The organism is Streptomyces sp. NPDC002328 (assembly GCF_042890065.1).
In the GTDB taxonomy this organism is placed as follows: Bacteria; Actinomycetota; Actinomycetes; order Streptomycetales; family Streptomycetaceae; genus Streptomyces.
In genome coordinates, this window is record NZ_JBIARQ010000001.1 from 1,074,637 (window position 1) to 1,098,345 (window position 23,709).

Annotated in this window: 28 protein-coding genes; 10 read left to right on the forward strand and 18 right to left on the reverse strand. The window is 68.2% G+C overall.

Annotated features, from left to right (window positions below; all coding sequences use genetic code 11):
• Positions 1–12: 12 nt before the first annotated feature.
• From ACFYX4_RS04755 to ACFYX4_RS04765, 3 genes are all read right to left on the reverse strand, one after another.
• Positions 13–1,368, reverse strand: a complete 1,356-nt coding sequence (locus ACFYX4_RS04755) for an FtsK/SpoIIIE domain-containing protein (protein WP_389325757.1) — start codon at positions 1,366–1,368, stop codon at positions 13–15.
• Positions 1,369–1,370: 2 nt separating this feature from the next.
• Entirely contained in the window at positions 1,371–1,733 is a 363-nt protein-coding gene (locus ACFYX4_RS04760; protein WP_359435772.1) for a hypothetical protein, read from the reverse strand.
• A gap of 139 nt (positions 1,734–1,872) precedes the next feature.
• Complete coding sequence (locus ACFYX4_RS04765) at positions 1,873–2,652, reverse strand: GntR family transcriptional regulator (RefSeq protein ID WP_389326741.1); 780 nt, start codon at positions 2,650–2,652, stop codon at positions 1,873–1,875.
• A 30-nt stretch (positions 2,653–2,682) separates the two neighbouring features.
• On the opposite strand from ACFYX4_RS04765, the gene ACFYX4_RS04770 reads away from it, so the two are divergent.
• The 3 genes from ACFYX4_RS04770 (at position 2,683) to ACFYX4_RS04780 (ending at position 7,034) form a co-directional block, all read left to right on the forward strand.
• Positions 2,683–3,135 carry an NUDIX hydrolase gene (locus tag ACFYX4_RS04770; RefSeq protein WP_389325761.1) on the forward strand — a complete coding sequence of 151 codons (453 nt, stop codon included), beginning with the start codon at positions 2,683–2,685 and terminating at the stop codon, positions 3,133–3,135.
• A gap of 462 nt (positions 3,136–3,597) precedes the next feature.
• A complete protein-coding gene (locus ACFYX4_RS04775) occupies positions 3,598–4,524 on the forward strand; it encodes a hypothetical protein (protein ID WP_389325764.1) in 927 nt (308 codons plus the stop codon).
• Positions 4,525–5,609: 1,085 nt separating this feature from the next.
• The gene (locus ACFYX4_RS04780; RefSeq protein ID WP_389325767.1) at positions 5,610–7,034 is read left to right on the forward strand and encodes a hypothetical protein; all 1,425 of its coding nucleotides are present in this window, start codon (positions 5,610–5,612) and stop codon (positions 7,032–7,034) included.
• 151 nt (positions 7,035–7,185) lie between these two features.
• On the opposite strand, the gene ACFYX4_RS04785 is transcribed toward ACFYX4_RS04780, so the two are convergent.
• Positions 7,186–7,968: an endonuclease domain-containing protein gene (locus ACFYX4_RS04785; protein WP_389325770.1), complete on the reverse strand. Its 783-nt coding sequence runs from the start codon at positions 7,966–7,968 to the stop codon at positions 7,186–7,188.
• A gap of 619 nt (positions 7,969–8,587) precedes the next feature.
• On the opposite strand from ACFYX4_RS04785, the gene ACFYX4_RS04790 reads away from it, so the two are divergent.
• Positions 8,588–8,962, forward strand: a complete 375-nt coding sequence (locus ACFYX4_RS04790; RefSeq protein ID WP_389325773.1) for a hypothetical protein — start codon at positions 8,588–8,590, stop codon at positions 8,960–8,962.
• 48 nt (positions 8,963–9,010) lie between these two features.
• Positions 9,011–9,193, forward strand: a complete 183-nt coding sequence (locus ACFYX4_RS04795; RefSeq protein WP_389325776.1) for a hypothetical protein — start codon at positions 9,011–9,013, stop codon at positions 9,191–9,193.
• Between the two features lie 516 nt (positions 9,194–9,709).
• Here ACFYX4_RS04795 and ACFYX4_RS04800 read toward each other — a convergent pair.
• The 5 genes from ACFYX4_RS04800 to ACFYX4_RS04820 all read right to left on the reverse strand — a co-directional run bounded on the left by ACFYX4_RS04800 (position 9,710) and on the right by ACFYX4_RS04820 (position 11,760).
• Positions 9,710–10,012: a hypothetical protein gene (locus ACFYX4_RS04800; protein WP_389325779.1), complete on the reverse strand. Its 303-nt coding sequence runs from the start codon at positions 10,010–10,012 to the stop codon at positions 9,710–9,712.
• Positions 10,009–10,752, reverse strand: coding sequence for a GntR family transcriptional regulator (locus ACFYX4_RS04805; RefSeq protein ID WP_389325782.1), 744 nt, complete (start codon positions 10,750–10,752; stop codon positions 10,009–10,011). The genes ACFYX4_RS04800 and ACFYX4_RS04805 overlap by 4 nt, the downstream gene beginning before the upstream one ends.
• Positions 10,749–10,949 carry a hypothetical protein gene (locus ACFYX4_RS04810; protein WP_389326744.1) on the reverse strand — a complete coding sequence of 67 codons (201 nt, stop codon included), beginning with the start codon at positions 10,947–10,949 and terminating at the stop codon, positions 10,749–10,751. Before ACFYX4_RS04810 ends, ACFYX4_RS04805 begins: the two co-directional genes overlap by 4 nt.
• A 223-nt stretch (positions 10,950–11,172) precedes the next feature.
• Complete coding sequence (locus ACFYX4_RS04815; RefSeq protein ID WP_389325785.1) at positions 11,173–11,394, reverse strand: hypothetical protein; 222 nt, start codon at positions 11,392–11,394, stop codon at positions 11,173–11,175.
• Between the two features lie 87 nt (positions 11,395–11,481).
• Entirely contained in the window at positions 11,482–11,760 is a 279-nt protein-coding gene (locus tag ACFYX4_RS04820) for a hypothetical protein (RefSeq protein WP_389325788.1), read from the reverse strand.
• A gap of 78 nt (positions 11,761–11,838) precedes the next feature.
• Here ACFYX4_RS04820 and ACFYX4_RS04825 point away from each other — a divergent pair, with 78 nt between their 5' ends.
• The gene (locus ACFYX4_RS04825; protein WP_389325791.1) at positions 11,839–12,597 is read left to right on the forward strand and encodes a GntR family transcriptional regulator; all 759 of its coding nucleotides are present in this window, start codon (positions 11,839–11,841) and stop codon (positions 12,595–12,597) included.
• A gap of 394 nt (positions 12,598–12,991) precedes the next feature.
• Here the strand turns inward: ACFYX4_RS04825 and ACFYX4_RS04830 are convergent, their stop codons facing one another.
• On the reverse strand, positions 12,992–13,768 hold the full coding sequence (locus tag ACFYX4_RS04830) for a 4'-phosphopantetheinyl transferase family protein (protein ID WP_389325794.1): 777 nt from the start codon (positions 13,766–13,768) through the stop codon (positions 12,992–12,994).
• A 118-nt stretch (positions 13,769–13,886) separates the two neighbouring features.
• Positions 13,887–14,294 (reverse strand): S-adenosylmethionine decarboxylase family protein, encoded by a 408-nt coding sequence (locus ACFYX4_RS04835; RefSeq protein ID WP_389325797.1) that lies wholly within the window; start codon positions 14,292–14,294, stop codon positions 13,887–13,889.
• A gap of 391 nt (positions 14,295–14,685) precedes the next feature.
• Between ACFYX4_RS04835 and ACFYX4_RS04840 the strand changes: the two genes are divergently transcribed.
• The 4 genes from ACFYX4_RS04840 (at position 14,686) to ACFYX4_RS04855 (ending at position 18,486) form a co-directional block, all read left to right on the forward strand.
• A complete protein-coding gene (locus ACFYX4_RS04840) occupies positions 14,686–16,512 on the forward strand; it encodes a GNAT family N-acetyltransferase (RefSeq protein WP_389325800.1) in 1,827 nt (608 codons plus the stop codon).
• Entirely contained in the window at positions 16,509–17,699 is a 1,191-nt protein-coding gene (locus ACFYX4_RS04845; RefSeq protein ID WP_389325803.1) for an HAD-IIIC family phosphatase, read from the forward strand. The genes ACFYX4_RS04840 and ACFYX4_RS04845 overlap by 4 nt, the downstream gene beginning before the upstream one ends.
• On the forward strand, positions 17,696–18,001 hold the full coding sequence (locus ACFYX4_RS04850; RefSeq protein ID WP_389325806.1) for an acyl carrier protein: 306 nt from the start codon (positions 17,696–17,698) through the stop codon (positions 17,999–18,001). The genes ACFYX4_RS04845 and ACFYX4_RS04850 overlap by 4 nt, the downstream gene beginning before the upstream one ends.
• Before the next feature lie 137 nt (positions 18,002–18,138).
• Positions 18,139–18,486 (forward strand): chaplin, encoded by a 348-nt coding sequence (locus ACFYX4_RS04855; protein WP_389325809.1) that lies wholly within the window; start codon positions 18,139–18,141, stop codon positions 18,484–18,486.
• A gap of 110 nt (positions 18,487–18,596) precedes the next feature.
• Here the strand turns inward: ACFYX4_RS04855 and ACFYX4_RS04860 are convergent, their stop codons facing one another.
• The 7 genes from ACFYX4_RS04860 to ACFYX4_RS04890 form a co-directional block, all read right to left on the reverse strand.
• Positions 18,597–19,463 (reverse strand): tyrosinase family protein, encoded by an 867-nt coding sequence (locus ACFYX4_RS04860; protein ID WP_389325812.1) that lies wholly within the window; start codon positions 19,461–19,463, stop codon positions 18,597–18,599.
• Positions 19,447–19,941 carry a tyrosinase cofactor gene (locus ACFYX4_RS04865; RefSeq protein ID WP_389325815.1) on the reverse strand — a complete coding sequence of 165 codons (495 nt, stop codon included), beginning with the start codon at positions 19,939–19,941 and terminating at the stop codon, positions 19,447–19,449. Before ACFYX4_RS04865 ends, ACFYX4_RS04860 begins: the two co-directional genes overlap by 17 nt.
• A 162-nt stretch (positions 19,942–20,103) precedes the next feature.
• Entirely contained in the window at positions 20,104–20,625 is a 522-nt protein-coding gene (locus tag ACFYX4_RS04870; protein ID WP_389325818.1) for a hypothetical protein, read from the reverse strand.
• Between the two features lie 182 nt (positions 20,626–20,807).
• Positions 20,808–21,308: a DUF5949 family protein gene (locus ACFYX4_RS04875; protein ID WP_389325821.1), complete on the reverse strand. Its 501-nt coding sequence runs from the start codon at positions 21,306–21,308 to the stop codon at positions 20,808–20,810.
• A gap of 217 nt (positions 21,309–21,525) precedes the next feature.
• A complete protein-coding gene (locus ACFYX4_RS04880; protein WP_389325824.1) occupies positions 21,526–21,804 on the reverse strand; it encodes a hypothetical protein in 279 nt (92 codons plus the stop codon).
• Between the two features lie 109 nt (positions 21,805–21,913).
• Positions 21,914–23,035 (reverse strand): hypothetical protein, encoded by a 1,122-nt coding sequence (locus tag ACFYX4_RS04885; protein ID WP_389325827.1) that lies wholly within the window; start codon positions 23,033–23,035, stop codon positions 21,914–21,916.
• Positions 23,036–23,312: 277 nt separating this feature from the next.
• Positions 23,313–23,552, reverse strand: coding sequence for a chaplin (locus ACFYX4_RS04890; protein ID WP_389325830.1), 240 nt, complete (start codon positions 23,550–23,552; stop codon positions 23,313–23,315).
• Positions 23,553–23,709 lie beyond the last annotated feature (157 nt).

A 23,709-nucleotide genomic window follows, 5' to 3' on the forward strand; every position in this document is an offset into this window, starting at 1 on the left:
GCGAGCGAGAGATCAGGCGGTGGCCGGAGAAGGCTTGGCCGACGGCACGGGAGCGGCGGCGGGTCCGGCGAGGGCGGGCCGGAACGGTGCCAGTTCGGGCAGGGCCGGGGTCCGGTCGGCGTGCCGGTTGCAGACGTTCACGGCCTGGCGGAGCGAGGTGTGTGGGGCGCGGATGCGGTGCCAGCCGCCGGAGGAGTCACCCGCGATGGCGATTCCCCGCATCTCCGCCGGGATCTGGATGGCGGCGAGGACGGCGTCCGGGGAGATGTCGCCGAAGGCCATGTTGGCGCTGGTCTCGTCGTTGACGCGGTGGGCGGTGCGGCCGGTGAGCTGGGCACGGAGCATGGTGATGCCCTTGCCGAGTTCGGAGCCGAAGCGCTGCCCGCAGATCTCCAGGTAGATGCCGGCCGCGCGGCCGAGCTGGGCGAGGCGGACCAACGCCGTGATGATGCGGTCCCGCCGCTTCTCCTCCTCCTTGCTGGCGAACAGGGCGAGTTCGGCGACCTCGTCGACCAGGACCACGATCGGGGTCGGACGCAGTTCATCGGGCAGGTCCCAGATGTCGGCGGCGATCTCCGCGTCCGGCACGTCGACCGTGATCCGCTGCTGGGCACGGATGAGCTGATAGACGTCTGCCATCCGAGTCACGAGCGTGTCGAGCAGTTCGGCGGCGGTGTCGGGGTTGTCGGCCAGCGCGGAGAACCGGCGGGCCAGCGGGAACAGCTCGACCCCCTGTTTGCAGTCGATGCCGACGAGCGCGACGTCCATCGGGGCGAGTCCGACGACCAAGTTGCGTTGGTAGACGGACTTGCCGGATTCCGTGGCGCCGAGGGTGAGGGCGTGAGGTATCGCGCGGTAATCGCGGTAGTGCACCGAGCCGTCCTGCCGCAGGGCGACGGGAACCCGCATGGGCCGAGTCTCGGTCGTGGCGGGCATCTGCACCCGCTTGAGCACGTCGTAGCCGGTCATCCGCACCTCTACGACGCCGGACCGCAGCTCACGCGAGGTGACGCCGTACATCGAGAACGAGTGCCGCAGTCGGTCCGAGGCAGCGGCGACGTCGAAGGCGTCCTGTCCGGGGCGCAGTTTGAGCCGCAAGACCAGGCCGGTGCGAGTCGGCCGGAGCCGCAGGATGCGCGGCGGACGGGACTCCGGCATAGGGCGGTTCGTGGCCCGTGCAAGGGCGAGCCGCCATCTCGCGGGCGGTACGGTCAGCCCGCACGCGTCCATGACCGAGCCGTACCGGGCCAGAACCCGCAGCGTGGCCAGGGCGACCCCGAAGGCCAGCCAGTACCAGGCGGGACGCCGCCACCGCAGGAGACCCGCGGCGGCGACGACCAGCACCAGAACGACCGTGAAGCCGGTCATGATCAGGCCGCCTTCGGCCCTGCGGCGGCGTTGACGTTGGCGAGCGAGGTGACCGCGATCGCACGGAACGCGATGCCGTGCCGCTTCTGACCGTTGAAGTCGTTCTCCCAGGGTCGAGCGACCAGGCCGGTGAGCGCGACCGGCGTGCCCATGGCCAGCTCACCGCTGATCCCGGGCTCCGGGACGGTGATGGACAGGATCTCCACCTCCTCGTTCGCCGCGAACATCACGTCGACCGTCATCAGCTTCGAGCCGGACTCGATGTCCATGGCGATCTCGCCCGTACGGCGGTCCTTGACCTTGGGCTGCGGGGTCTTAGCGACCATCACGATCGCGGCGGAGGTGTCGACGGGAATCTGACGCATAGCGAAGCACTCCTCTATAGATGCTGGACTCCGCCACTCATGTACATGAGTGACATGAAGAAGAGTGCACCACTCCTATACATGAGTCAACCCGCCGCGAAGAAGAACTCGCGACGGGCTGTGAGGAGTTGAGGGAACGTCAGTCGTCGGCAGGGATGCGGTACTCGAAAACGAACTGGTCAGCGGCCATGAGCGTGTCGCACACCTCGACCACGAGACCCGCGGTCGTACGGGCTTCCCGGATCAGATGAATCACGGCAGCACCCGGGCTCAGCGCAAGCTCCGAGGCCTCCGACTTCGAGGCCGGCCTCGCTTGCAGCGTCTCGACGAACTCCGCGAACTCATGTCCGTGGTCTTCGAGCCGGGCGTAGATGCCACCCCCGCCGGGGTTCTCGGCGAACAGCTCCGGGATCTCCTTCACGACGTCCCACGGCAGGTAGGACGTGGCGGTCTCGACCGGAACGCCGTTGCGGAAGTAGAGACGCCGACGAGCCAGGACCTGCGCACCAGCGGGAACACCCAGCCGCCGGGCGGCCTCCTCGGGAGCCTCCATGGGCCCGATGTAGAGGACGCTCACCTTTGCGGTGGCGCCGGACTGGGCGGACTCCGCAAGGTAAGCCGCCTGCCCTCCCTGCCGGAGCGAACGCCGGAAGCGATCAGAGGAACGGTGCCGCACAGGAGGCCGGTTCTTCACGATCGAGCCCTTACCGTGCCGGGTCTCGACGAGTCCACTGGCCCGCACCTCGGCCATGGCCTTACGGATGGTGCCACCAGACACGCCGTAGCGATCCACCAGCTCGGATTCACTCGGGACCATGTCACCAGGCTTCAGAACCCTCGCCCGGATCTGCTGCACGATCTCTTCCGCGATCTGCACGTACCGAGGCCCGGCCGTGCCCCCTCCAGCAGCAGTTCCCATAGTCCTTCTCTGCCTCCTAAGCTCCTCTACATGAGTCAACCACAGGAAGCGACACCGCCTCCCCTGCACTCCGTGTCCGTAGCCGGAGTGGTGGTGCGCGAGGACGGCCGCCTCCTGGCGATCCGCCGAGCCGACAACGGCACCTGGGAGCTCCCGGGCGGCATCCTCGAACTCGACGAAACCCCGGAGGCCGGCGTCACCCGCGAGGTCCTGGAGGAAACAGGCATCCACGTCGAGGTGGACGAACTCACCGGCGTCTACAAGAACATGACCCGCGGCGTCGTCGCCCTGGTCTTCCGCTGCAAGCCCTCCGGCGGCATCGAGCGCACATCAAGTGAGTCCACGGCAGTCTCATGGCTCACACCCGACGAGGTCAGCGAGCGCATGTCCGAGGCCTTCGCCATCAGGCTCCTGGACGCTTTGGACGGCAACGGCCCCCATGTACGGAGCCACGACGGGAAGCACCTCATCCCAGCGGGATAAGACTTTCTCTCCATCATCAAGGCGGCTCGCTCCGCTCCCCGCGCGCGGCCCGGCCCCCGGCCGGGCCTGCGCTCCTGTCTCCGCCCCGCTCCAGCCCGGCCGGCGCCCGTGCCGCGCGCACAGCGATCAGCCGCCTGAAGTCAGAGAAGGGGGTACGTCGTGGCTGGAGCGGTCGGCTCCACGGCTTTAGCCACCTCCCCGATCCGGGTCCCGCGTCGAGCAAGACCAAGGCAGCCACTCGTGCACATTGCGGGCAGGTCCAAAGCCTGCCCGAGTTGCCAGCCAGCGTACGGCCCCCTGGTCATGCTCGACCCCAGACCGGGCAGGCCACCGGCCAAACCCGCTCCACCGACCTAGATGATTGAAAGCAGAGGTCACCGGGCAAAACCTCTCCCTATCATGTTCTGGGGGCGGAGGGCCTCACAGGCAGGCCCTTTATGGGCTGGGCGGCAGCCCGCGAGGTTGGGGGTCTACTTGGTAGCAACTCACCACTACTCAGGAGACGACTGGGAGCAGTACTGCCTCCTTTTGGCTCGACGTCATTACGGGGCAGACCAGGTTCAAGAAGTCCCGGCTCGACACGGCGGAGACCTTGGAATTGAGGCTTTCACTTTCTGTGGACGAGCGTTTCAGTGCTATGCCCCAGTCGAGCCACTGTCTACTGCTGAACGCTACGAGAAGCAGCGGGACAAACTCTCGACGGACCTCAGAAAGCTGGATACCAAACAGAAGGAACTTCACAAGCTGCTCGGAGATGTGAAGATTCACAACTATATATTCCTGGTGCCCATCTTCGATTCTGCTCAACTCGTTCAGCACGCCAGCACAAAGTCGGATGAGATCCGCGGCAAAGGCCTCCCATTCATCGCAGATGGCTTCAAGGTCACAGTAGCTACTGATGCAATCTACGCCGCAGAGCGAAGTGAAGTTCTGGAACGACCCACGTCTCTAATCGACGTCGTACCTACCCCTCCCGATGAGGTCGATGACTGGATGGAGGGTAACTCTCAACTTGCTCACGTCGCGCTCAAGAAACTCGCCAAACTCAGGCTGTCCCCGACTGCCCAAAAGACATATCTCGAACAGCTGGTAAATCAGTTCCTTGACTCAGAAAACGCCTTGACTCGTTTGCGAGAAAAGTATCCCGATCAGTGGGAAGCTGCAACAGGGGCGAGAGTGCGCAAGGAGCGCAAACTAGTTCTAGAATATCCTCCTGGAAGCACCAATAGCGCGGCAGACGTCACTACCATCGTAAGGGCGCTAAAAGAGGAGTTGGCCCGCCAGGCACCCGCGCTAGACGATGCATTTGTCGATGCCATGTCGTGGGGTTCGATCGCTGACTGGCTCATGCGATGCCCATTGGACTTTGAGATGGAGAGTGCATCATGAGTAACACATCCATCTTAGAGCGTGCTTTCTCGGGCATCACAAGCGGGGTAGTTTTTACGCGACGCCCCGACCCAATCCCTGGCGACCTCCGTACGGGATGGAGGCTGGCTTCAGCTGTTTTGATTCTGAAGCGCTGTCGGGGAAATACAGCGAACCTGGAGCAGATTCACGTACTTGCCTGGGCCCTACGCTCTGCACAGGGACGCAAGGTGATCAAAGAGTGGTTTACCGAGCACCGCAAGCCGAACGGTCTAATCATCCGCCATGATCCCTCGACAACCCGCACAATCAACCTGACCGTGGCTGCAGGACTGGCAAAGAGGAATGATAACTCCACCATCTCCCTCACAGAGAAGGGGGAACGACTCGCTAACAAACTCTGGACCCATCCAGAAATCTTACTGCTTGAGAAAGAGTTCTTAGCTACCCTGCCAGCCCGAATCACGCAGAAGTCCGTTAACGATCTATTGGAGTGGAGGTCCTAAGTCGTGAAAATCAGGAGGCTTTCATTAAATGTCCGCACCTCCGGGCCCACATGTGGAACAGATCTGAGTTTTGAGACAGGCCTCAATATCCTGCGAGCCGACAACTCTAGCGGCAAGTCCACATGCCTGCAGTCAATTATCTACGCACTGGGCCTTGAGGGTATGATGAGCCCTAGTCGGGATATCCCCCTCCCTCATGCCATGACGGACGTTATTGAGGTTGAGGGGAGAGAATACCGTGTAACCGAGTCAAGCGTCGCGCTCGAAATTGAGAACTCTCGGGGTGAAGTTCTAACGATTGGTCGCCCTGTTAAGAGCTCCCGGCACGATACTAGCCTCGTTCGCACCCGGAGTGGGCCCACCCTGTCGCAACCTGGCAGCGCCTACACGCAGCGGGATTACTTTGTCCGTCGAGCCGGAGCCGCACAGAGAGAGGCCGGCTTCCACTATGAACTGGCTCGTTTCCTAGGCTGGGAGCCTCCACGAGTAACCCGAATAGACGGGAGCGAAGGGCCACTTTATCTGGAATGCCTTTTTCCTTACTTCTTTGTTGAGCAGAAACACGGCTGGTCCGGCGTTCAAGCCAGAATCCCCACATACTTGGGGATTCAGGATGTTTCCAAACGATCAGCCGAGTTCATCTTGGCCATGGACGCCATGGACATGGTTCTTGAAGTGCAGAGAATCGAGTCGGCTATCTCGCTTCTTGAGGCCGACTGGAAAAGCGTGCATCGTAGCATCTCTGATGTGGCATCCAGGGCTGGAATTCTCGTGCGTGGAATCCCCAAAAAACCGAGTACTACCTGGCGCAGGGAAGATCTAGTTGGCCTAGAGGTGGATTCCGGATCTGGATGGATTTCGCTTGACGACGAGATTGACCGACTCACGAGGGATTTGGATGCCCAAGAAGTTCGGCCAGTCGCCTTCGTCGGGGAGGCCGCGACTGAGATCGAAGAAGCCCTATCCAGGAATCAGGAGAGGGTAACCCAACTAAGTATGGTGCTGGCTTCTGCGATAGAGGACTGGGAACAGGCGAACAAGCAGCGACAATCCCTGGAACTGCGCATCGAAGCGCTGGAAGAAGACCTACGAAAACACAAGGATGCCCTTCTCCTTCAGCGCCTTGGGTCGCCCGATGACTTGGGCACCGCCTACGAAAACTGCCCGACATGTGGACAGAGCCTTCCCGATGGCTTTGAAATCACCGACTACCCATTGGCGATCGAGGACAACATTGCACATCTAGAGAGAGAACTAGCGACCTTCCGCTCTATGGCACTCGACGCCGTACGGACTGCAGAGATCAGCCAGGCCCGCGTCTACAGGTTGCGCGAAGAGATGGAGGGGTTGCGGGCAGCCATCCGGTCACAAAAGGACGCGCTAGTCAGCCCCAACTCACTGCCGGATTCTTCCCTTCTGGCAGAGCGCTTGCGACTGGAAGAAAAGGTCAAAGCGCTGCGTAGCATCAGGGATTCAATTGAGTCGTCGATTGATGAGCTTGACTCGCTGGCTGCAACATGGCGACGCAATAAGGAAGAATTGGCCGCGCTCAAGGGTAGGGACCTTACGGCTTCTGATGCAGCTAAGATCGGTGCCCTGAGGTCATCGCTCGTCTCTCAGCTTGATGCGTACGGATTTCGCTCACTGGTACCACAGTCACTCGAAATCTCCAAGAAAACATATCGTCCGATTCATGAGGGATTCGATCTCGGCTTTGATTTGTCGGCGAGCGATATGATCCGCGTGATCTGGGCATACCTTTTTTCCTTCATGGAGGTATCTCGCGAATTTCGTGGACATCATCCGCAAATCTTGATTTTCGATGAGCCGAGACAGCAAGAGGCAGCTCGTGCCAGCTTTCAGCAGCTCTTGGGTCGCGCCGCAGTTAATGGTGCGGCTGGAAGTCAGATCATCTTTGCGACCAGTGAGGAAGAAGACGACTTGGACTCCATGCTGGCTGGTCTCCCTCACCATGTCAGATCCATCCGGCGAGGTGAAAAGCTGATCAAACCCCGCGATTTATAGTTACTGCAGGCGTGGGCGTAGGGTTTGTCATCGGTAGACAAACTCGCGCACTATGTCGGGGTTGCGTCGCATAGCCGCTCGCAGCTGGAAACGCTGGGGGCCGGGGTAAATACGCCCCCGCCACTCCGGGGCACCCGTGTGCTCTCACCGTCTAGTCCCCAGCGTCGATTTTTGGGGTAGGGCGCAGGGCTATTCCATCCCAGTACCGTCCAGTCGAGGACCGGCGCTGGACGCCCCCCAGTTTATGCAGGGCCTCATGAAGACTCTGCACTGGGCAGGAGGCACCTCCGGTCCAGTCTGTCCAAGCACTTCGGAGGGCACCTGCCTGGATACGAGAGGTCCCGCGAGGAGCAGGTGATATGAACTCACCGATGAACCTCTCAACGGCATCGGCATCTCTAGCTCGGCGCAAGGCGGCGACTGCCGTGTCTTCAGCTACTTCCGCCAAAATGGCCTCAAGCTCTTTGATGCGTTGCTCAGCTGCCTCTAGAGCACTCTCGGCTCGCTCAACTCGGGCTGTGAGACGTTGATCCTTTCGTTCGGCGACGATTTCTTTTCTGCGCCTACCTTGATTCCAGGGCTCAGTCGTGTGGTCTTTGAGTAGGTATTTGATAGCGGCGAAGAGGACTTCGACTTCATCACGGGCGTTGCCCAGTAGGAAGTTGCAGGATTGGCAGAGCACGCCACGTACGACTCCGCTGTCGTGACAATGATCTACCGCAAATATTCCGGACTCGAACCCCGAGGCGGTAGATGAGCAGATCATGCAAGCGCCTATAGAACGAACGACCCTGGTTTGTTCCAGAGTCAGTCCGTATATGCTTGCCGTCAGTTGCAGCGCTTGTACCTCTGCGCGGCATTCGTCTCCGCAATAACGAGCTGGTCCAGCGGGAACGAACGCTGTCCCGCACTCTTCACAGTCTTTCGTCCTCATACTTGGCAGCTACTCCTTACATGTCCCTGCTGCCGGCGACAGAGCCGACTTGATGCTCCAGACGGCCACAGCGCGGCCAAGTTGGCAAGCAGCACTGACAGAGCTTGATTTCCGACCAGCAGCAGGCGCCAACGAGTTCGGTCGGGGCTCAGATCACGGTTCGGCCGGCGGGGCTTGCTCTGGTCGACGGCATGGCAGCGTGGCCGAGGCCGGTGGGGGTGCAGCGAGGCATACGCGTGCGTGGTCGGTCGGCGCGCCCGCCGTCGTGGCTGACTGTCGTCGGCTGAGGTTCAGGCGGGCAGCCTCGAAGGTGTCCGTCGTCGACAACCGGCGGAACCGTGATGATCAACCCTGGGCCGTCTCTGGGCCGTGCGAGGGTGCCCGAGGTCGACCAACGGTGATCGACAGTGACAGACGAGCCGGAGCCGCCACCAGCGAAACGCCAGCTCACAGCCCCCGACCCGGACGGGTTTCCCCCCAGGGGTGGCCGTCCGGCAAGATGGGGTGTTACTTGCCAGCAAGTTGGTCGCTCCGCTCACATTGGACCATTCGAGCAATCCAGGCCGTTACTGGGCTCTACAGTGGTGGCGTCGAGCTGCTCTGACCGAGGAGGCGCCCCATGCAGTGTCCCTCGTGTTCTGCGCCCACGATCGTAGTAGCGACCAGCGAAGGCCACGGTGCTTCCCCAATCAGGCGACGCCGACAATGCTCTGCGTGTGGGCTGAAGTTCGCAACCTCCGAAGCCCTGTCCCTCGTTGTGATCAGACGCAAGGGCGTAACGGAGCCCTATTCTCGGCAAGCCGTGATCACAGGTGTGCGCAGAGCAGCGCAAGGAAACGTCCACGTCGTGAATGCCCTTGCTCGGCAGGGTCGTTTGAGACAGCGACTGGGCCGCCCACCCACCGGACATCTCCCTAACTCCCTGAGGCTCGAACCCAGCACGAGCGGCGGATGGTCGCCGTTCTCGCTGGCTTCTGCTTCGGGCCGGGGCTGATCCAGCGTCGTCACTTCACTGGTCTGACGTCTGCATGCAAGGAGCGCGGTGCGCAGCCCGGCCCTTCAGCGCACCCACGCCTTCATGGGGTCACTGATCCAGGACTTCGTCATCAACGTGCTCAGCGGCGTAATGGTCAGCGTGTCGGGTCTGACGCTGCGGCGACTGCGTCAACGCCACGCCCATCGGCGCACCGAGCCGACGTCAACGACGAACAACAGCGACGAGTAGCCGCGGGTGCCGACAGCCGGTGCGTTGAATGGGACGCTGGCCTCATGCAGTCGGGTTGGACGAACGCCATGGTGAGTGTCTAACTGCGTGACAACGCCAGCGGACGACGGCGAACAAGCGCGGACGCCTGCGGACCATCAGCGCAGGTAAGAGGAACACCAGCCCGAGGCAGAGCCACCGTTCAAGTTGCTTCGGCACGAAGAGGTCGTCACGCAAGGTGCCGCCTATGCGCTCCCGCCCTCGGGACTTGCTCTGGCCGCCGGCTGACAGCGTGGCTCAGGTCGGCGGGAGGGCAGGGAGGCATACGCGTGGGTGGTCGGTTGGCGCGCCCGCCGTCGCGGCTGACTGTCGTCGGTTGAAGGTCCGACGGCCAGGCGTGAAGGGCCCTGGCACCGGCATGCGGCGCATCGGCCGGGGCCCGCATAGAACGCAACGGGGAGGGGAGCCCGGCTCGGTGCTCGGGTTCCCCTCCCGCGGGAGGCCTGTCGAGGGCGGGCGCCGCTCACGCCCCCTCCGTCAGATGCGGTGTGGTTCGCTCGCCGCCAGGCGGTGACCGCGGCTGGTTGCGACGCGGAGGACGTCTCGCAGGGCTCCAGTCAGTTCTTGTGCCAGGAGCTGCACTTCCTGCGGGTCCGCCTCACCGTCGTCGAGGGTTTCGGACGCCGCCTCCAACAGGTCTGCCGCCGAGTCGAGTTGGTCTGCCTCGATGCCGTCGGCCAGGCGGGCCATGAAGCCGCCCCAGTCATCGGTACTCAGGTAGCAGGGCTTGCCCTCCGATCCCGACCAGGGGAGGAGCCGCAGTTCGTTACGTGCCGTCATCCTTGCGTCTGCCTTTCATCGGTCGTGTGGTGGGTGGTGAAGAGCACGTCGACGCGGTCCCCGGGAAACACCAGGCGGGCGGCTTCGACGACTCGGCCGGTGGTGTCGGTCGCGGCGCGGGTGACCGCGAGGACGGGTGAGGCTGAGCTGATCCGCAGGACCGAGGTCTCATCTGGCGTCGGCGGACGAGCGCACACCGTCTCGCGGATGGTGGCCGGCGACGGGCCGAGGACGGCAAATCTCGATACCGCCTCTCTGCACACGGACTCGTCGTCGAACACCCCGGCCGGGGCCAGGTCACGCGGGAGGTAGATGTGGGCCATCCCGTGTGGGGCGCCTCCTTCGAGGCTGACGCAGAAGAACTCGGCCAGGGGGCTGCCCGTTGGCACCTTGAGCAAGGTCGAGAGATGCCCGTGAGCCTGCACCGTCGTACTGCGGACAGTGACGCGCAGGGAGGCTTCGGCGGCGGTCCAGGGGTCCAGCATGCCCCAGCCGCCGACGTACACCGTCTTACGGCTACGGCGGCGGACGAAGTTTCCCTTTCCGTGGATCTTGTCGACGAGGCCTTCGCCCTGGAGCACGGCCAGTGCCCGCCGCAGCGTGAGGGTGCTGACCTTGTACCCGTCGGCCAGTGCAGCTTCGGAGGGCAAGCGCTCGCCGGCCTCCAAGCGGCCCGCCGTGATCTGGCGTCGCAGATCGTCGGCGATGTTGTGATGGCGGGAAGGCACGGCCTCCGTCACCGCCGTCTCAGCGGCCGTACGGCGATGAGCCGGGTCCGCGTGTGGATGGTCAGCAGCTTTCCCGAGTCGAGGACCAATTGCTTGGCCCCGTGCGGAAGCTGGAAGAGGTCGCTCACGCGGCATGCCCGGCCGCCGAGTTGGATGATGTCGCCGCGTTGCACTGTGGTCGAGGTGATTTCGATGTTGGCGACCAGCATGCCGCCGGGGCTCCATCCCTTCACCGGTTCACCTCCGTGGAGGCAGCCTGGTCAGCCACCGGGTGGCAGGGGCAGTCACAGGCCTCGTAGATCACGGGGAGGCCCACCGGGGGCGGTGCAGGAGCGAAGTCCGCACAGGCGAGGTGGGTTCCGATGCGGCAGGAGGCCGAGCGGTAGGGGGTGAGCGAGGCGCTCGGAACGTGCGGTTGTCGGCGAGAAGACATCACTGGACCCCCGCGAGGGACGACCATGCTTCGGCCGACAGACGGGGAGCGACGACCACCGGACGGGGTCGTGCACGCTGCTCCCAGGCCAGAACGTACGGACGGACGAGCGCGACGTCCTCGCCCGCGAGCGAATACCGGCGCGGTGCGCTGTCGGAGGCGTCGGAGACACGGCACAGGCTGAGCGTGGGCGCGTCCGGGGTGGTCGAGGAGCCTGGCATGGGCGGTAACGAGCGGCGATGCCGGCCCTTTGGCCCTCTGGTGAGGGCGACAAGCCGGCGGATACGGTTGAACACGCTGATCAGCTCCTATCGCTGATTGCCCGGTCCCCCGACATCGCCCGTCGTGGGGACCGCTTTGCGTACGACCGCCCAGAGGGTGCGGCCGTTCAAGCTGGTGGCGAGGAGCCCGAACCGATCGGCTCCAGCCACCACGTCCAGGACCTCCCGCCATGACTCGGCGGAGAGCTCTTCCGGCACCTCCGCCTCCACCGATGTGTGACGGGGGTGCACCTCCACTCGCGTGGAAAGCCCGAGGGCGGACAGCCGGGCGGCGATGGCCACCGCGCTAACTCCCGAAGCGGGCACAGGGCAGCCTCCGTCACCGGCGATCACTTTGAGTGAAGCTAGTTAACTAGATTAGAGCTAGTGGACTAGATTTTCTATATGTCTGAGCAGCCGCCCTATCTCCGCATCGCCGACGAACTCCGGCGGCGGATCGCGGAGCACGTGTGGGAGCCGGGAGACCGCCTGCCCTCCCGTGCCCAGATCGGCGAAGAGTGCGGTGTGGGCGAGAACGTGGTCCGCCGGGCTCAGGAGTTGCTGATCTCCCAGGGCGTGCTGGAGGGCCGCGCCGGATCAGGCACGTACGTCGCCGAGCCCCGGCAGCGAGTGCGAGTGGTGCGTTCCTCTGCGCGCGAGCAGCCCAACGGGTCGCCCTTCCGTGCGGACATGAAGGCCGTCGGCAGGCAAGGGGACTGGGAGAGCCGGACCGACGCCAAGGTGCCGGCGCCGGCGGAGATCGCGGCACGGCTCGGCATCGACGAGGGCGAGCCGTGCGTCCGTACGACGTACGAGTTCCTGGCCGACGGCAGGCCCGTGCAGTTGTCGACGAGTTGGGAGCCGTACGACCTCACCGCCGGCACTCTCGTCGTCCTCCCCGAGGGAGGGCCGCATGCCGGCGCGGGTGTCGTGAACCGCATGGCCGCGATCGGCATCACCGTCGGTCACGCCGTCGAGCAGCCGGAGCCGCGGCAGGCGACCGCCGAGGAGGCGTCACTCCTGGGCATCCAGAAGGCCGCTCTCGTCACGCACATTCGGCGGACGTACTACAGCGACCAGGGGCGGCCCGTGGAGACGGCGGACATCGTGGTGCCCGCCGCTCACTGCGAGATCGTCTACGAGATCCCGATCAACCGTCTGTAGCGGCCTGCGGGACCTGGGCAGCAGGCCTGCGGGTGTCGCGCCTACCTCTGGCGTCGGATGTACCAGCCCGCCACCAGCACGATGAGAAGGGCAATCACGAAGGCCGACACCGTCGTTGCGCCGTCGTACGAGCGGTAAGCAACCAGAGCAAGCATGTTCAGGCGGATACCCCGGGCGGGTGGCTTGAGCCGACACCCGGCGTCCGCCCCTCTGCCGAATGCGTGTCGAAGACTCCGCGCGTCCACAGTCGTCAGCCGAAGAACGCGAGGTCAGAGGACGTGCACCGGTGATCTCACCAAGCGCCTTCTAAGCGCTTGGCCGCAGGTTCGAGTCCTGCCGGGGGCGCCCTTCACCTCTCACCAGCGGCATCCGGTGAGGGGTTTCTCGTTGCCCTCTACAGGGGCGGAATCCGGCCACGCGCCGCGCCGTACGCGGACAGTGCGTCCGTTCCGTCGCGGTGGTCCAGGCGGACGGCGGTCGCGCCGAGAACGGCCACCGCCGCGATCGCCGGCGGGTGGGCGGTTCCTTCAACGTCCGTGTCCGCTATCGCCAGGCCAGGGGGCGCGGGGAGTTGTTCCGGCCAGGAGAGGACCGTCGGGGGATTCTCGGGCGCGGACACCTCGAGTCGGCGCAGCGGGACGGTGAGGCCGACGCCCAGGGCCTTCAGTACGGCCTCCTTGCGCGTCCAGGTGCGCAGGAAGGCGGCGGCCCGTGCGGTGGCCGGGTGGGCGTTCAGGGCGGTCAGCTCGCGGTCCGTCAGCGCGACCGGGGCCACCGTCGCCACGTCGAGGGCGGCGTCCCTCTCCTCGGCGTCGAGGCCCACCGCGACGCCACGACCGACCGCGACGCCCACGACGTCGCCGCTGTGCGTGACGGAGAAGCCGACGTCGGCGTGCGGCGCCGCCGCCAGGCCGGGCTTGCCGTGCGGGCCGCCGCAGCGGGGGCACACCCGGCGCAGGGGGATCTCGGCGGGCGGCAGGCCCAGCGGCTCGCTCAGGGCGATGCGGCTGAGGGCGCAGCCGGCCAGGAAGCGTTCCCGGTCGGCGGGCTTGGAGATCGCCTCGTACCGGGTGCGCTCGACCGGGTCCAGCAGTTCGGTGAGTGCGGCCGGCCCGGGGCGGACGCCGCTCAGGCGCGCCCACCACACCTGCACCCGCACCGCGCCGGTCACGCCGACACCGCCGGCCCGCTCGGCGACGCCAGTCCCGGCCGCACCACCGGCATCGCCCGCGTCACCAGCCCCGCCCGCGTCACCGGCATCGCCCGCGTGTCCGGCTCGGAAAGGAACCTCAGTGCACGGCGCGCAGCATGCGCGTCACGTTGATTTTCGTCGGGGACAGGCCGAGTTCCACGCTCTGCATCATCCGCTCGCCGTTCAGCCGGCCGTAGGCGAGCAGGTCGACGTTGGCCAGGCTGAATTCCGGCCAGGTGTGAATGCTCAGGTGCGATGCGGAAAGCAGCAGAATCGCGGTGACGGCACCATTCGGGAAAACATGCGAGGCTTCGCCGAGAACCTGGGCGTTTCCCTTTTCGGCGGCCGTGCGCAACACCTTGAGGAGTCGCTCTTCGTCGGTCAGGATGCTGTGGTCGCTCACCCACACGTCGACGGCGTACGAGCACAAATCGTCGACGTTTATGCCCTCGGTGCCGAGGCTGGCGGAGTTGGTCATGGGGAACCGGGGGAGGCGAACCGCCACCCCCGTCTCCTTTCGCATAGATCTACGCTGGGCGTTGCCCAGCCTAGCATCCGGGGCGCTCCTCGGCTCGCGCGCAGACATCGTCGAGTTAATCCGCCTTCGGCCCGTCACCGCCCCTTTCCCGCCTCACTTTTCTCTCGTTCTCGCCTCCCTGTCGCCTTTTTCCCGCCACTTTTGTTTCCGTGGATTGTTTTTGCGGTGTTTTTGCGGGCAGCGCCGGAATCAATCCCTCGACAATCCGTTTCCCCTTCTCCTTGACCCGTACCCTCGGCGGGTCGGGGGAGGCTCCGGCCAGCCCGTATACTCGATACTCCTGGATTCCATACAGCCCGCCCGGAGCAGCATTGTGAAAAACGCGCCTCGACACCGCCGGAGTACCACCGTCGATCAAGTGCTCACGGAAGTCGCGGACGCCGTCAGGCTTCAGGAGGGCCCGCCCGGAGTGCGGTCCGTCCTGCGAGCCCTGCGCCGCCTGGCTCCCGCCTCCACGAAGGACATCAGCCGCGCGACCGGCCTGCCCGTGCCCATCGTGGCCGCCCTCGGCAACGAACTGCGCCGCCGGGACCTGCTGACCAGCGAACGGCCCTCCCGGCTGACCCCGGCCGGCCTCGACCTCGTCGCCCGGCTCGGAATGGACCTCACCCTCGACGCCACCTGCACCACGTGCGACGGCCGTGAACTCGTCATCCCGGACGTGCTGGACGAGGCCGTGCGGCGGCTGCGCGCCGTCATGGAGACCGGGCCCGCCGCGGACATGGCGATCGACCAGTCCCACTGCACGCCCGAGACCAAGGTGCGCCGCGTCCTCGCGCTGCTCACGGCGGGCGCGCTGCCGGGCGGCTCCCTGCTGCTGATCGGCGACGACGACCTGATCTCCCTGGCCGTCGCCGTCGTCGGGGACGTCCTCGGCGGCCCGATCGTCGAGCGGGTGACCGTCGTCGACATCTCCCCCGAGATCCTCGCCTACGTGCAGAAGGTGTCCGCCGGCCTCGGCACCCGCGTCGAGACCGTCGAGCACGACCTGCGCCGGCCGCTGCCCGCCGAGCTGCACGGCGGATTCGACGTCGCGATGACCGACCCGCCCTACACCCCGGAGGGCGCCCGGCTGTTCCTGTCGCGCGCCGTGGAGGGCCTGCGGCCCGGCCCCGCGCACAGCGTCTTCTTCTCCTTCGGCGGCAAGAGCCCGGACGAGATGCTGGAGGTCCAGCGGGAGATCATGGCCCTCGGCCTGGTCACCAACGGCTACATCCGCAACTTCAACGAGTACGAGGGCAGCGGCATCCTCGGCGGGGTCGGCTTCTTCCAGCACCTGCTCACCACCACCTCGACCGCCTCCCGGCAGGGCGAGTACGGCGGCCCCCTCTACACCGGCGACAAGCGGACCCGGCAGCGTGAGTACACGTGCGTGGCCTGCGGCGCCGAGGTCCGCGTCGGCCCCGGCGCCCGTTGGACCGCCGTCGCGGCCCTCCGCGCCGACGGCTGCCCGCAGTGCGGCAAGGGCCCCTTCCGTCCGGGCCGGCTGGTCGCGGTGGAGGAGACCCCGGCGACGGAACCCGCCCCGGCCCCGGCCTCGGCTCCGACCCCGGTTCCGGCTCCGGCCCCGACTCCCGTCGCGGCTGCCGCTCCCGCGCCCGCCCCCACACCGGCACAGGCACAGGCACCGGCACCGGCACCGGCACCGGCACCCCAACGCCCCGCCTGGCACCCCCCCACCCCCGAGACCCGAGCCGCCCTCGTCGAGCGGGCGCAGCCCTACCTCACGCGGCAGGCCGACGAGCGAGACCTCCCCGCCATCGGCGAGTTCGAGGCCGAGATCGCCCGCGTCTCCTTCGGCGAGGACGCCGTCGACGACCCCGCCCGGTGGTCGTCCCGGCTGGGCCGTGCCATGGAGAAGTCGAAGGAGGGCATGATCGTCGCCCAGGGGCCGGGCGGGGAGGCGGTCGGCTGGTGCTGGGTGAGCATCAACCAGAACGCGATGACCGGCGACCGGTACGCCAACTTCCGCTCCCTCGCCGTCGCCCCGCTCGACAACCGCGCCGACGTGGCCGAACTGCTGCTCACCGCGGGCCTGGAGTTCTGCCTGGCGAACGGCATCACGGAGGTCGTCGGACGGGTCCACGTCGGCAACGTCCCGATGCGCACCGTCTACCGCAAGTTCGGCTTCGACCCCGCCACGCTGACGATGAAGCTGCGCCTCCCGGAGGAGAGCGCCCGATGACCGGGCCGGAGCCGACGGGCCACGCCCCGGTCCGGACCGAGGGCGTCGTCCTCGACCCCGACCGGATCAAGTGCGTCGTCTGGGACCTCGACGGCACCCTGTGGGACGAGATCGCGGTCGAGGCGCCCACCGACGAACTGCCCGTGCCCCGGCCGCGGATGCTCGCGGCGATCGACGCGCTGGCGGCCCGCGGGGTGCTCAGCAGCCTCGCGAGCCGCAGCGCGCCCGCGGTCCTGGACCGGCTGAGCGCCGTACCGGAGCTGCGCGAACGCTTCCTCGCGCCGCAGGTGTCCTGGCAGGACAAGAGCGAGTCGCTGCGCAGGATCGCCAAGGAACTGGGGATCGCCGTCGAGGCGCTGGTCCTCGTCGACGACTCCCCGTACGAGCGGGCCGAGGTGGAGGCGCTGCTGCCCGGCGTGCGCACCCTCGCCCCCGAGGACGTGCCCGCCCTGCTGGCGGCGTTCGAGGGGCGGGAGGTCACCCCGGAATCGCGGGAGCGGGTGCGCCGCTACCGCACGGACGAGACCCGCCGCGCCGAGGGCGAGCGTTTCCAGGGCACCCGTGAGGAGTTCCTGCGCTGGTGCGAAATGCGCCTGACCGTCGGCGCCGCAGGGCCCGACGACGTTCCCCGCGCGCTGGAGCTCGCCGCCCGCACCCACCGTCTCAACTCCTCCGGGCTGAGCCCCGAGCGGCTGGGCGGGCTGGTGTCCGAGGCGGGGCACGCGCTGTACACCGCCCGGATGGCCGACCGTTTCGGCGAGTACGGGATCATCGGGGCGGCGCTGGTCGACCGGACCGCCCCGGGCCTGTGGTCGGTCCCGCTGCTCGCGCTCTCCTGTCGGGTCGCCGGACGGGGCGCCGCCGCGGCCTTCCTGTTCTGGCTGATGGAGGAAGCACGGGCGGCGGGCGCGCGGGAGTTCCGGATCACCCTGCGGCCGACCGACGCCAACCTGGAGATGCGGATCCTGCTGCGCCAGGCGGGCCTGCGCCGCACGGACGACACCGAGAAGGCCCGGGAGGGCACCCCGGAGGTCGCCGCTGTCCTCGGCCGCTCCCTCGACGGCGACCTCCCGCAGCCCCCCGCGTGGCTGCACGTCTCCGCACAAGCAGCCCAAGCCGCACAAGCAGCCCCAGCCACCGAGGCCGCCCCCACCCCATCAGCCCCCCGAAAGGACGCCGAAGCGTGACGGACGCCCACACCCCCTCCTCCCCCGCCCTGGGAACGGACCGGGCGGCGGTCGAAGCGGAGCTCCGCTCGATGATCGCCGAGGCGGCCCGTCTGGACCCCGCCGCGGTCGCCGAACTCCCTTCCGACACCGAGCTGTTCGGCCCGCTGATCGGCCTCACCTCGCTCGCGGGCGTGACGCTGCTGGGCGCGGTCCACACCCGCTTCGGGGTGGACGTCGCCGCGCTGGACCTGAGCCTGGACAGCCTCCAGTCCATCGCCACGCTCGCCGACTTCGTCGCCGAACACGTCAAGCACGACTGACGGCGTCGGGCTCACCGATGTTCGCAACGGGTGATCCGGACGGCCCCGCCGTGACCTGCCCGGAGGCCCGGCGTTGAACGGGGAGTGCGGTGGCACGTTCCGCTGCCGCGTGAACCGAGTGAGTTAAGGAGAACCTGATGTCTCGCATCGCGAAGGCAGCCGCCGTCGCCGTCGGCACGGGCGCCATGGTGGTCAGCGGCGCCGGCCTGGCCATGGCGGACGCGGGAGCGCAGGGCGCGGCCGTCGGCTCGCCCGGCGTCCTGTCCGGCAACGTCGTGCAGGTCCCGGTCCACATCCCGGTCAACGTCTGCGGCAACACCATCAACGTCGTCGGTCTGCTGAACCCGGCCTTCGGCAACACCTGCGCCAACATCAGCGACAACGGCTCGCACAGCGGCAAGGACGACGAGGGCAAGGACGACGAGGGCAAGGACGACGAGGACAAGGGCAGCCACCACAACAGCGGCGGCAGCTACGGCGGCTGACGCCCCGCACCGCACACCACGACAGAGCCCCGGCACCTCGAGCGCCAGGGCTCTGCCCGTGTCACACGCATCCGCCTCGCCTCACGCGTATGCGTGTCGCGCGCGCCACCTCACGCGTACCGGTAAATCCCTCCCACATCCTCCAGCTGGTCCGGGGTCACGTCCCACGGGGGCAGCTTCTCGTGCCGGGCGACGACCCGCCCGTGCGGCCGGGTGCCCGCCGCCGGCGGCCCGGCGGGCAGGTAGCGGTGCTCGCGATGGCGGCGCTGCCAGCGCGTCCACAGCAGGTCGATGAAGGCGTGGTGCAGCCAGAACACGGGGTCGTTGACGGACGCGCCGCCGACCATCACCCCGCCGACCCAGCGGTGCACGCGGTTGTGGTTGCGCCAGGCGGTGCTGCCCCGGCCGCTCCCCCACCCCTCCAGCTTGTTGCGGAAGCCCCGGGTGACCGTGGAGTCCCAGGGGGAGGTGTCGTACACCGGGTCCGCCAGCGCCCATTCCAGGTCGCTCTGCTTGGGCAGGTCGATCGGGTCGCGGGCGCGGCCCAGGTCCCGGGTGAGGAACCGCCGGTCGGTCACCCCGTCCTTGATGGTCCAGTCGCCCGTGGCGTACGCGAACGGCCCCGTCGTCACCTGGAGGTCGGAGCGCCGTCCGTTGCCGCCGAGGAGGTCGGCGGTCCAGGGCGCGGAGGTGGGGGTGCGGTCCCGGGTCCAGTCCCAATAGGGCAGCGTCACCGAGGAGTCGACCCGGCGCAGCGCCTTCTCCAGCTCCAGCAGGAACCTGCGGTGCCAGGGCAGGAAGGAGGGCGCCATGTGGGCCGTGCGCAGCCCGCCCTCGCCGTCGGAGACGTAGTACTCGATGTGCATCCGCACGAATTCGTCGTACTCGCCGCGCCGTTTGACCTCCAGCAGCGCCTTGACGAAGCGCCTGCGCTCGGCGGCGGTCAGCGTGCTGACGTCCTTACGGGTGTAGGCCATGGTGTTCCCCCCTGTCGGTGTGCCTGTCTGCGGAACCGGTGTCGCGGAGCATCTCCCCGGGGCCCAGCTCGTCGACGGCGGCGCGGGCCGCCTCCAGCGGGGTGTCGTACGAGCGGTAGTGGTCGACCATGCTCAGCCAGGTGCCGTCGGCGCGGCGCATCAGGTGCAGCGGGCGGCCGTCGACGGTGACGTCCCAGCGCTCGCCGCCCGCGGCGCGGCCGGCCGAGGTGAGGACGCCGTGCAGCCGCCGGCCGCGGTACATCTCGTCGAAGGAGGTGTCCGTGTCCGGTGCGGGCCCGTCGGTGCGGGGCACCGGGCGGGAGGCGGCGACCACGGGGGCGAGCGCGAGCGCGGCGGCGGCGCCGATCAGCCCGCGCAGTACGTCCCGCCGTGCCCTGCCCCGCGCGCCGCCTCGTGCTCCGCGGTCTGTCGCGCCCACCGGCGCTGCCGTCACGGGTACTCCGTCGACGCTGACCATGGTGTGCTCCTCGTCCGGTCCGGTTGTCCACTGCGCTAACCGCCGGGCGGGCCGCCTGGTCACGTACGGTTCGCCCCCAGTGGTGACGGACCGGGGTCCGGACACACGGGAGGGGCCCGGACGGAGGTCGTCCGGGCCCGGGTTCTCCCGCGCGGGCGGGGGCTACAGGCCTCGGCCGGCTCCGAGGTTGGCGGCCGGGACCGTCTGGAGCAACGGGGTGACCACGCCGGCCTGCGGCAGCTCGAGGCCCGGGAGGCCGAACGCCTGGGCGTCGGGCGGGGTGAGGGGGGCGTCCAGCTCCAGGCCCGGGCCGAGGGTACGCAGGTCGGAGGCGGGGGCGTCGAGGCCGAGGTGGTTGAAGTCGTCGCCGAGGGCCTCCGGCAGGGGGGCGCGCAGGCCCGCGCCGGGCAGTCCGGCGCTCACGGGGAGCTGCGGGACGGCCCGCTCGGGGATGAGCCGGCCCTCGACGTACCGGGGGCCCTCGGGCGCGCCGGGCGTCGGGAGGGGGACCCGGCCGCCGATCTCGGGCAGTTCCATGCCGAGGGCCGTCTCGGCGCCGCCCAGCGGAACGGGGACGGGGACGGCGCCCGCCGCGGCCGCCGGGGTCGCGGAGGCGGCGGCGCCTGCCGCGGCCGCCACACACGTGATCACTGCGGCGAGGGTTCGTCGGGAGGTCGGCTTCATCTCGGGTACGGGACCTTTCGGAGTACGGAGGGGGGCGGCGCCTGCGTACCGGTCAACGAGCCGGGAAACGTCATCAGAGCTCGCCGGCGCTCAATTCCCCCGGCTGCCGCAGTAGTACGACGGACGGCTCGTCGGCTCGTCCGTAAATCCCACAGAACGCGGGCTGCCGTCCGACGCTGTCGTCAGACGCGCAGGCTGCGGGCGGGAAGGCGGACGTGCGCCGCCGCCAGGAGGGTCTCCTCGGAGCCCGCGAACGCCGCCAGCGCCTCGGGCTCGACGGCCTTGCCGGGGACGGCCTCGGGCCAGGGGCGGGTGGTGAAGACGAGGTAGGCGTAGCCGCGCTGCTCGACGGCGGCGATCCACTCGCGCGGCGGCACGCACTGGGCGGTGAGGCCCGGCAGGGTGAGCACGGCCGCACCGGACTCGACGAGCAGGCTGACCGGCAGACTGGGCCTGGCCATGCCGTCGACGAGGTTCCCGCCGATGGGCAGCTTGTGTTCGTTCAGCAGGTGCTCGATGGCGGCGACGGAGGCCTCGGGACCGTCGGCGGCGTCGCCGAGGGAGTACGCGAGCAGGTACGGCATGTCGCCGCCGTCGGGGGCCTCGCCGCTCCACGGCATGACGACGAGGGTGCCCAGGTCGGAGGCGCGGGGGAGGCGGGTTGCGCTGGGGGTTGAGGTCACCGCGCGACCTTATCGGCGGGCTGGCGTGCGGCCGGACGGGTTCTCACCCGCGCGGAGGACGCCGCGCGGTTCTCCACACGAACGAGGGACGCGCGCGGCGTCGCGGCTCGAAACAACGGCCGAGGGCCGGTCCCGTACACAGGAGTGCGTCACGGGACCGGCCCTTCGCGAGGCCGCCGGGCGGGGGCGTCAGCCGTTGAGCGTCAGCCCTTGAGCGTCAGCCCTTGAGCGGCAGTCCGCCGAGGAGCCGGGCGCTGTTGAGGGCGCCGGTGGCGTCGTTGACGGAGCTGAGCGCGGAGCCCTTGTTCTCGGTGTCGAGCGCGTCCGACTGCTGCTGAAGCGGCATCACGTCGATGGGGCCCTTGGTGAGCGTGTTCACGGCGCCGTTGAGGCTGGTGGGCGTCAGGTCGGCGGTGTCGTGGGCGAACGCGGGGGCGGCGACGCCGGCGATCACCATCGAACCGGCAACGACAGCGGCGGCCTTAAGGGACTTCATCGGGTTCCTTTCTGCGGCGACTCGCGTCACCAAGGGGAATGCTGACGCCGTGCCTAACGATCCCCACGGCCTGCGGAAACCCCGTCCGCGCAAAATGAGGCGGTGCGCGTCAGGCGGCGGGAGACAGGCCCTCCGTCGGCAGCGCGGGCGGGGCGGCGGGCAGCGCGGGCGGCAGCGCCGGGGTCGCCGGAGCCGCCGCGTTCTCCGAGGCCGCCGTGTTCTCCGAGGTCGCCGCGTTCTCCGGGGCCGCGGGGGCGGCCTGGAGGGCGGCCGGCAGGTCGAGTTCCGGCACGGCGGGCAGTTCCGGCAGGGCGGCCAGGGCCGGGGCGGTCAGGCCGCCGTCCTCCAGCGTGGCGGCGACCAGGTCGACCAGTCCGGTCACCACGTCGGTGGCCGCCGGCAGCACCTGTTCGGCGTTGCCGGAGGTCACGGCGGCGAGCAGCGCGTCGAGCGCCTGCTGGAGGTCGGCGAGCGCGTCGGCCTTCGCGTCGGCGGCCTTCGCGCGGACGGCCCGGCCCTGCACGGTGGCGTCGCCGCTGGGGGCGAGGGCACGCAGCAGGCCGACCGGCGGCACGGCCGTGGCCGCCCCGGCGGCGGGCACGGCGGCGGTGTCGGCGGCCGGGGCGGCGGGGACGACGGGCACGGCCGCGTCGGCGACCGGGGCGGCAGCGTCCGTGGCCGGAGCGACCGAAGCGGCCGAACCGGCCGAAGCCGCGGAAGTCCCCGCGTCCGTCCCCGAGACGGCCGCATCCGCAGCCGGAGCCGCGGCCTCCCCGGCCGGTGCCGGCACCGCCGCCGCATCGGTGGACGGCACCGTCGCCGCCTCGCCGGACGGCGTGACCGCCGCGTCCGTGGACGGCGCCATGTCGGCCGCAGGAGTGGTCAGGGAAGCAGGCGTCGCCGCGGTCGTCGCATTGATCTTGGCGAGGGCCTCCCGCACGGCGTCGCCCAGCCGGTTCGCCTGATCGGCGGTCAGCTGGCCGCCCTCGGCGGTCAGTCCGGTGCCGAGGAGGTCGGTGACCGGCGTGAGCACGGCTCCCAGGTCGCCCAGACCCTCGACCTGGCCGACGAGCGCGTCCGCGCCGGGGACGGGCGTACGGGAGGCCGCGGCAGCGCGCTCACGGGTCGCGTCCCCGTCCACCGCGAGGGCGGTGGGGGCGGCGATGCCGAGAACGAGGGCGGCGCAGAGTGCGGAGGACGCTATACGCCGTACGGGGGGCTGAGCGCGCATCAAGGTTCCTTTCGAAGTGCGTCGAGTCGCACCTCCACCGTGGGAGGGGTGTTCACACTCCGCAACACGTCGACAGCGCACCGTAATGCACACCGTCCGCCACCTGGGGCGTCGCCGCTGGTCGGACGGCACGGCGGGGCCCTCGGCGCGGGTCGTCGCCACGGCCCCCGTTCGGGGCAATGAGGGCGGCGGCGGCACACGCGAAACGGCCGCCCTCCCGAAGGAAGGGCGGCCGCCGCGGGTGATCGCGTCCAGAGACAACTCGCAGGAGGTGACGTCAGTCGTTGACGCAGGTGTTGCCGAACGCCGGGTTCAGCAGACCGATCACATTCACGGTGTTGCCACAGACGTTGACCGGGACGTGGATCGGGACCTGGACGACATTGCCCGACAGCACGCCCGGGGAGTGCTCGGCGACGCCGTTCGCGCCGCTGTCGGCGACGGCGATACCGGAGGCGCCGGCGACGGCCGCAGCGGCAACGGAGGTCAGGGCCAGGCCCTTCGCGATACGCGACATGGAGAGGTGCTCCTTGGGGTTTTGACACACACACCGGACGGAAATGTCCGGCGCTGTGTCAACGCGCGACAGGGCCGGGGGTTGTGCCGCCGTTGGAGTGAAGCGAGGGCGGTACGGACTTGACGATCGAACGCGCGTACGTAGGGCCGTTCGGGTG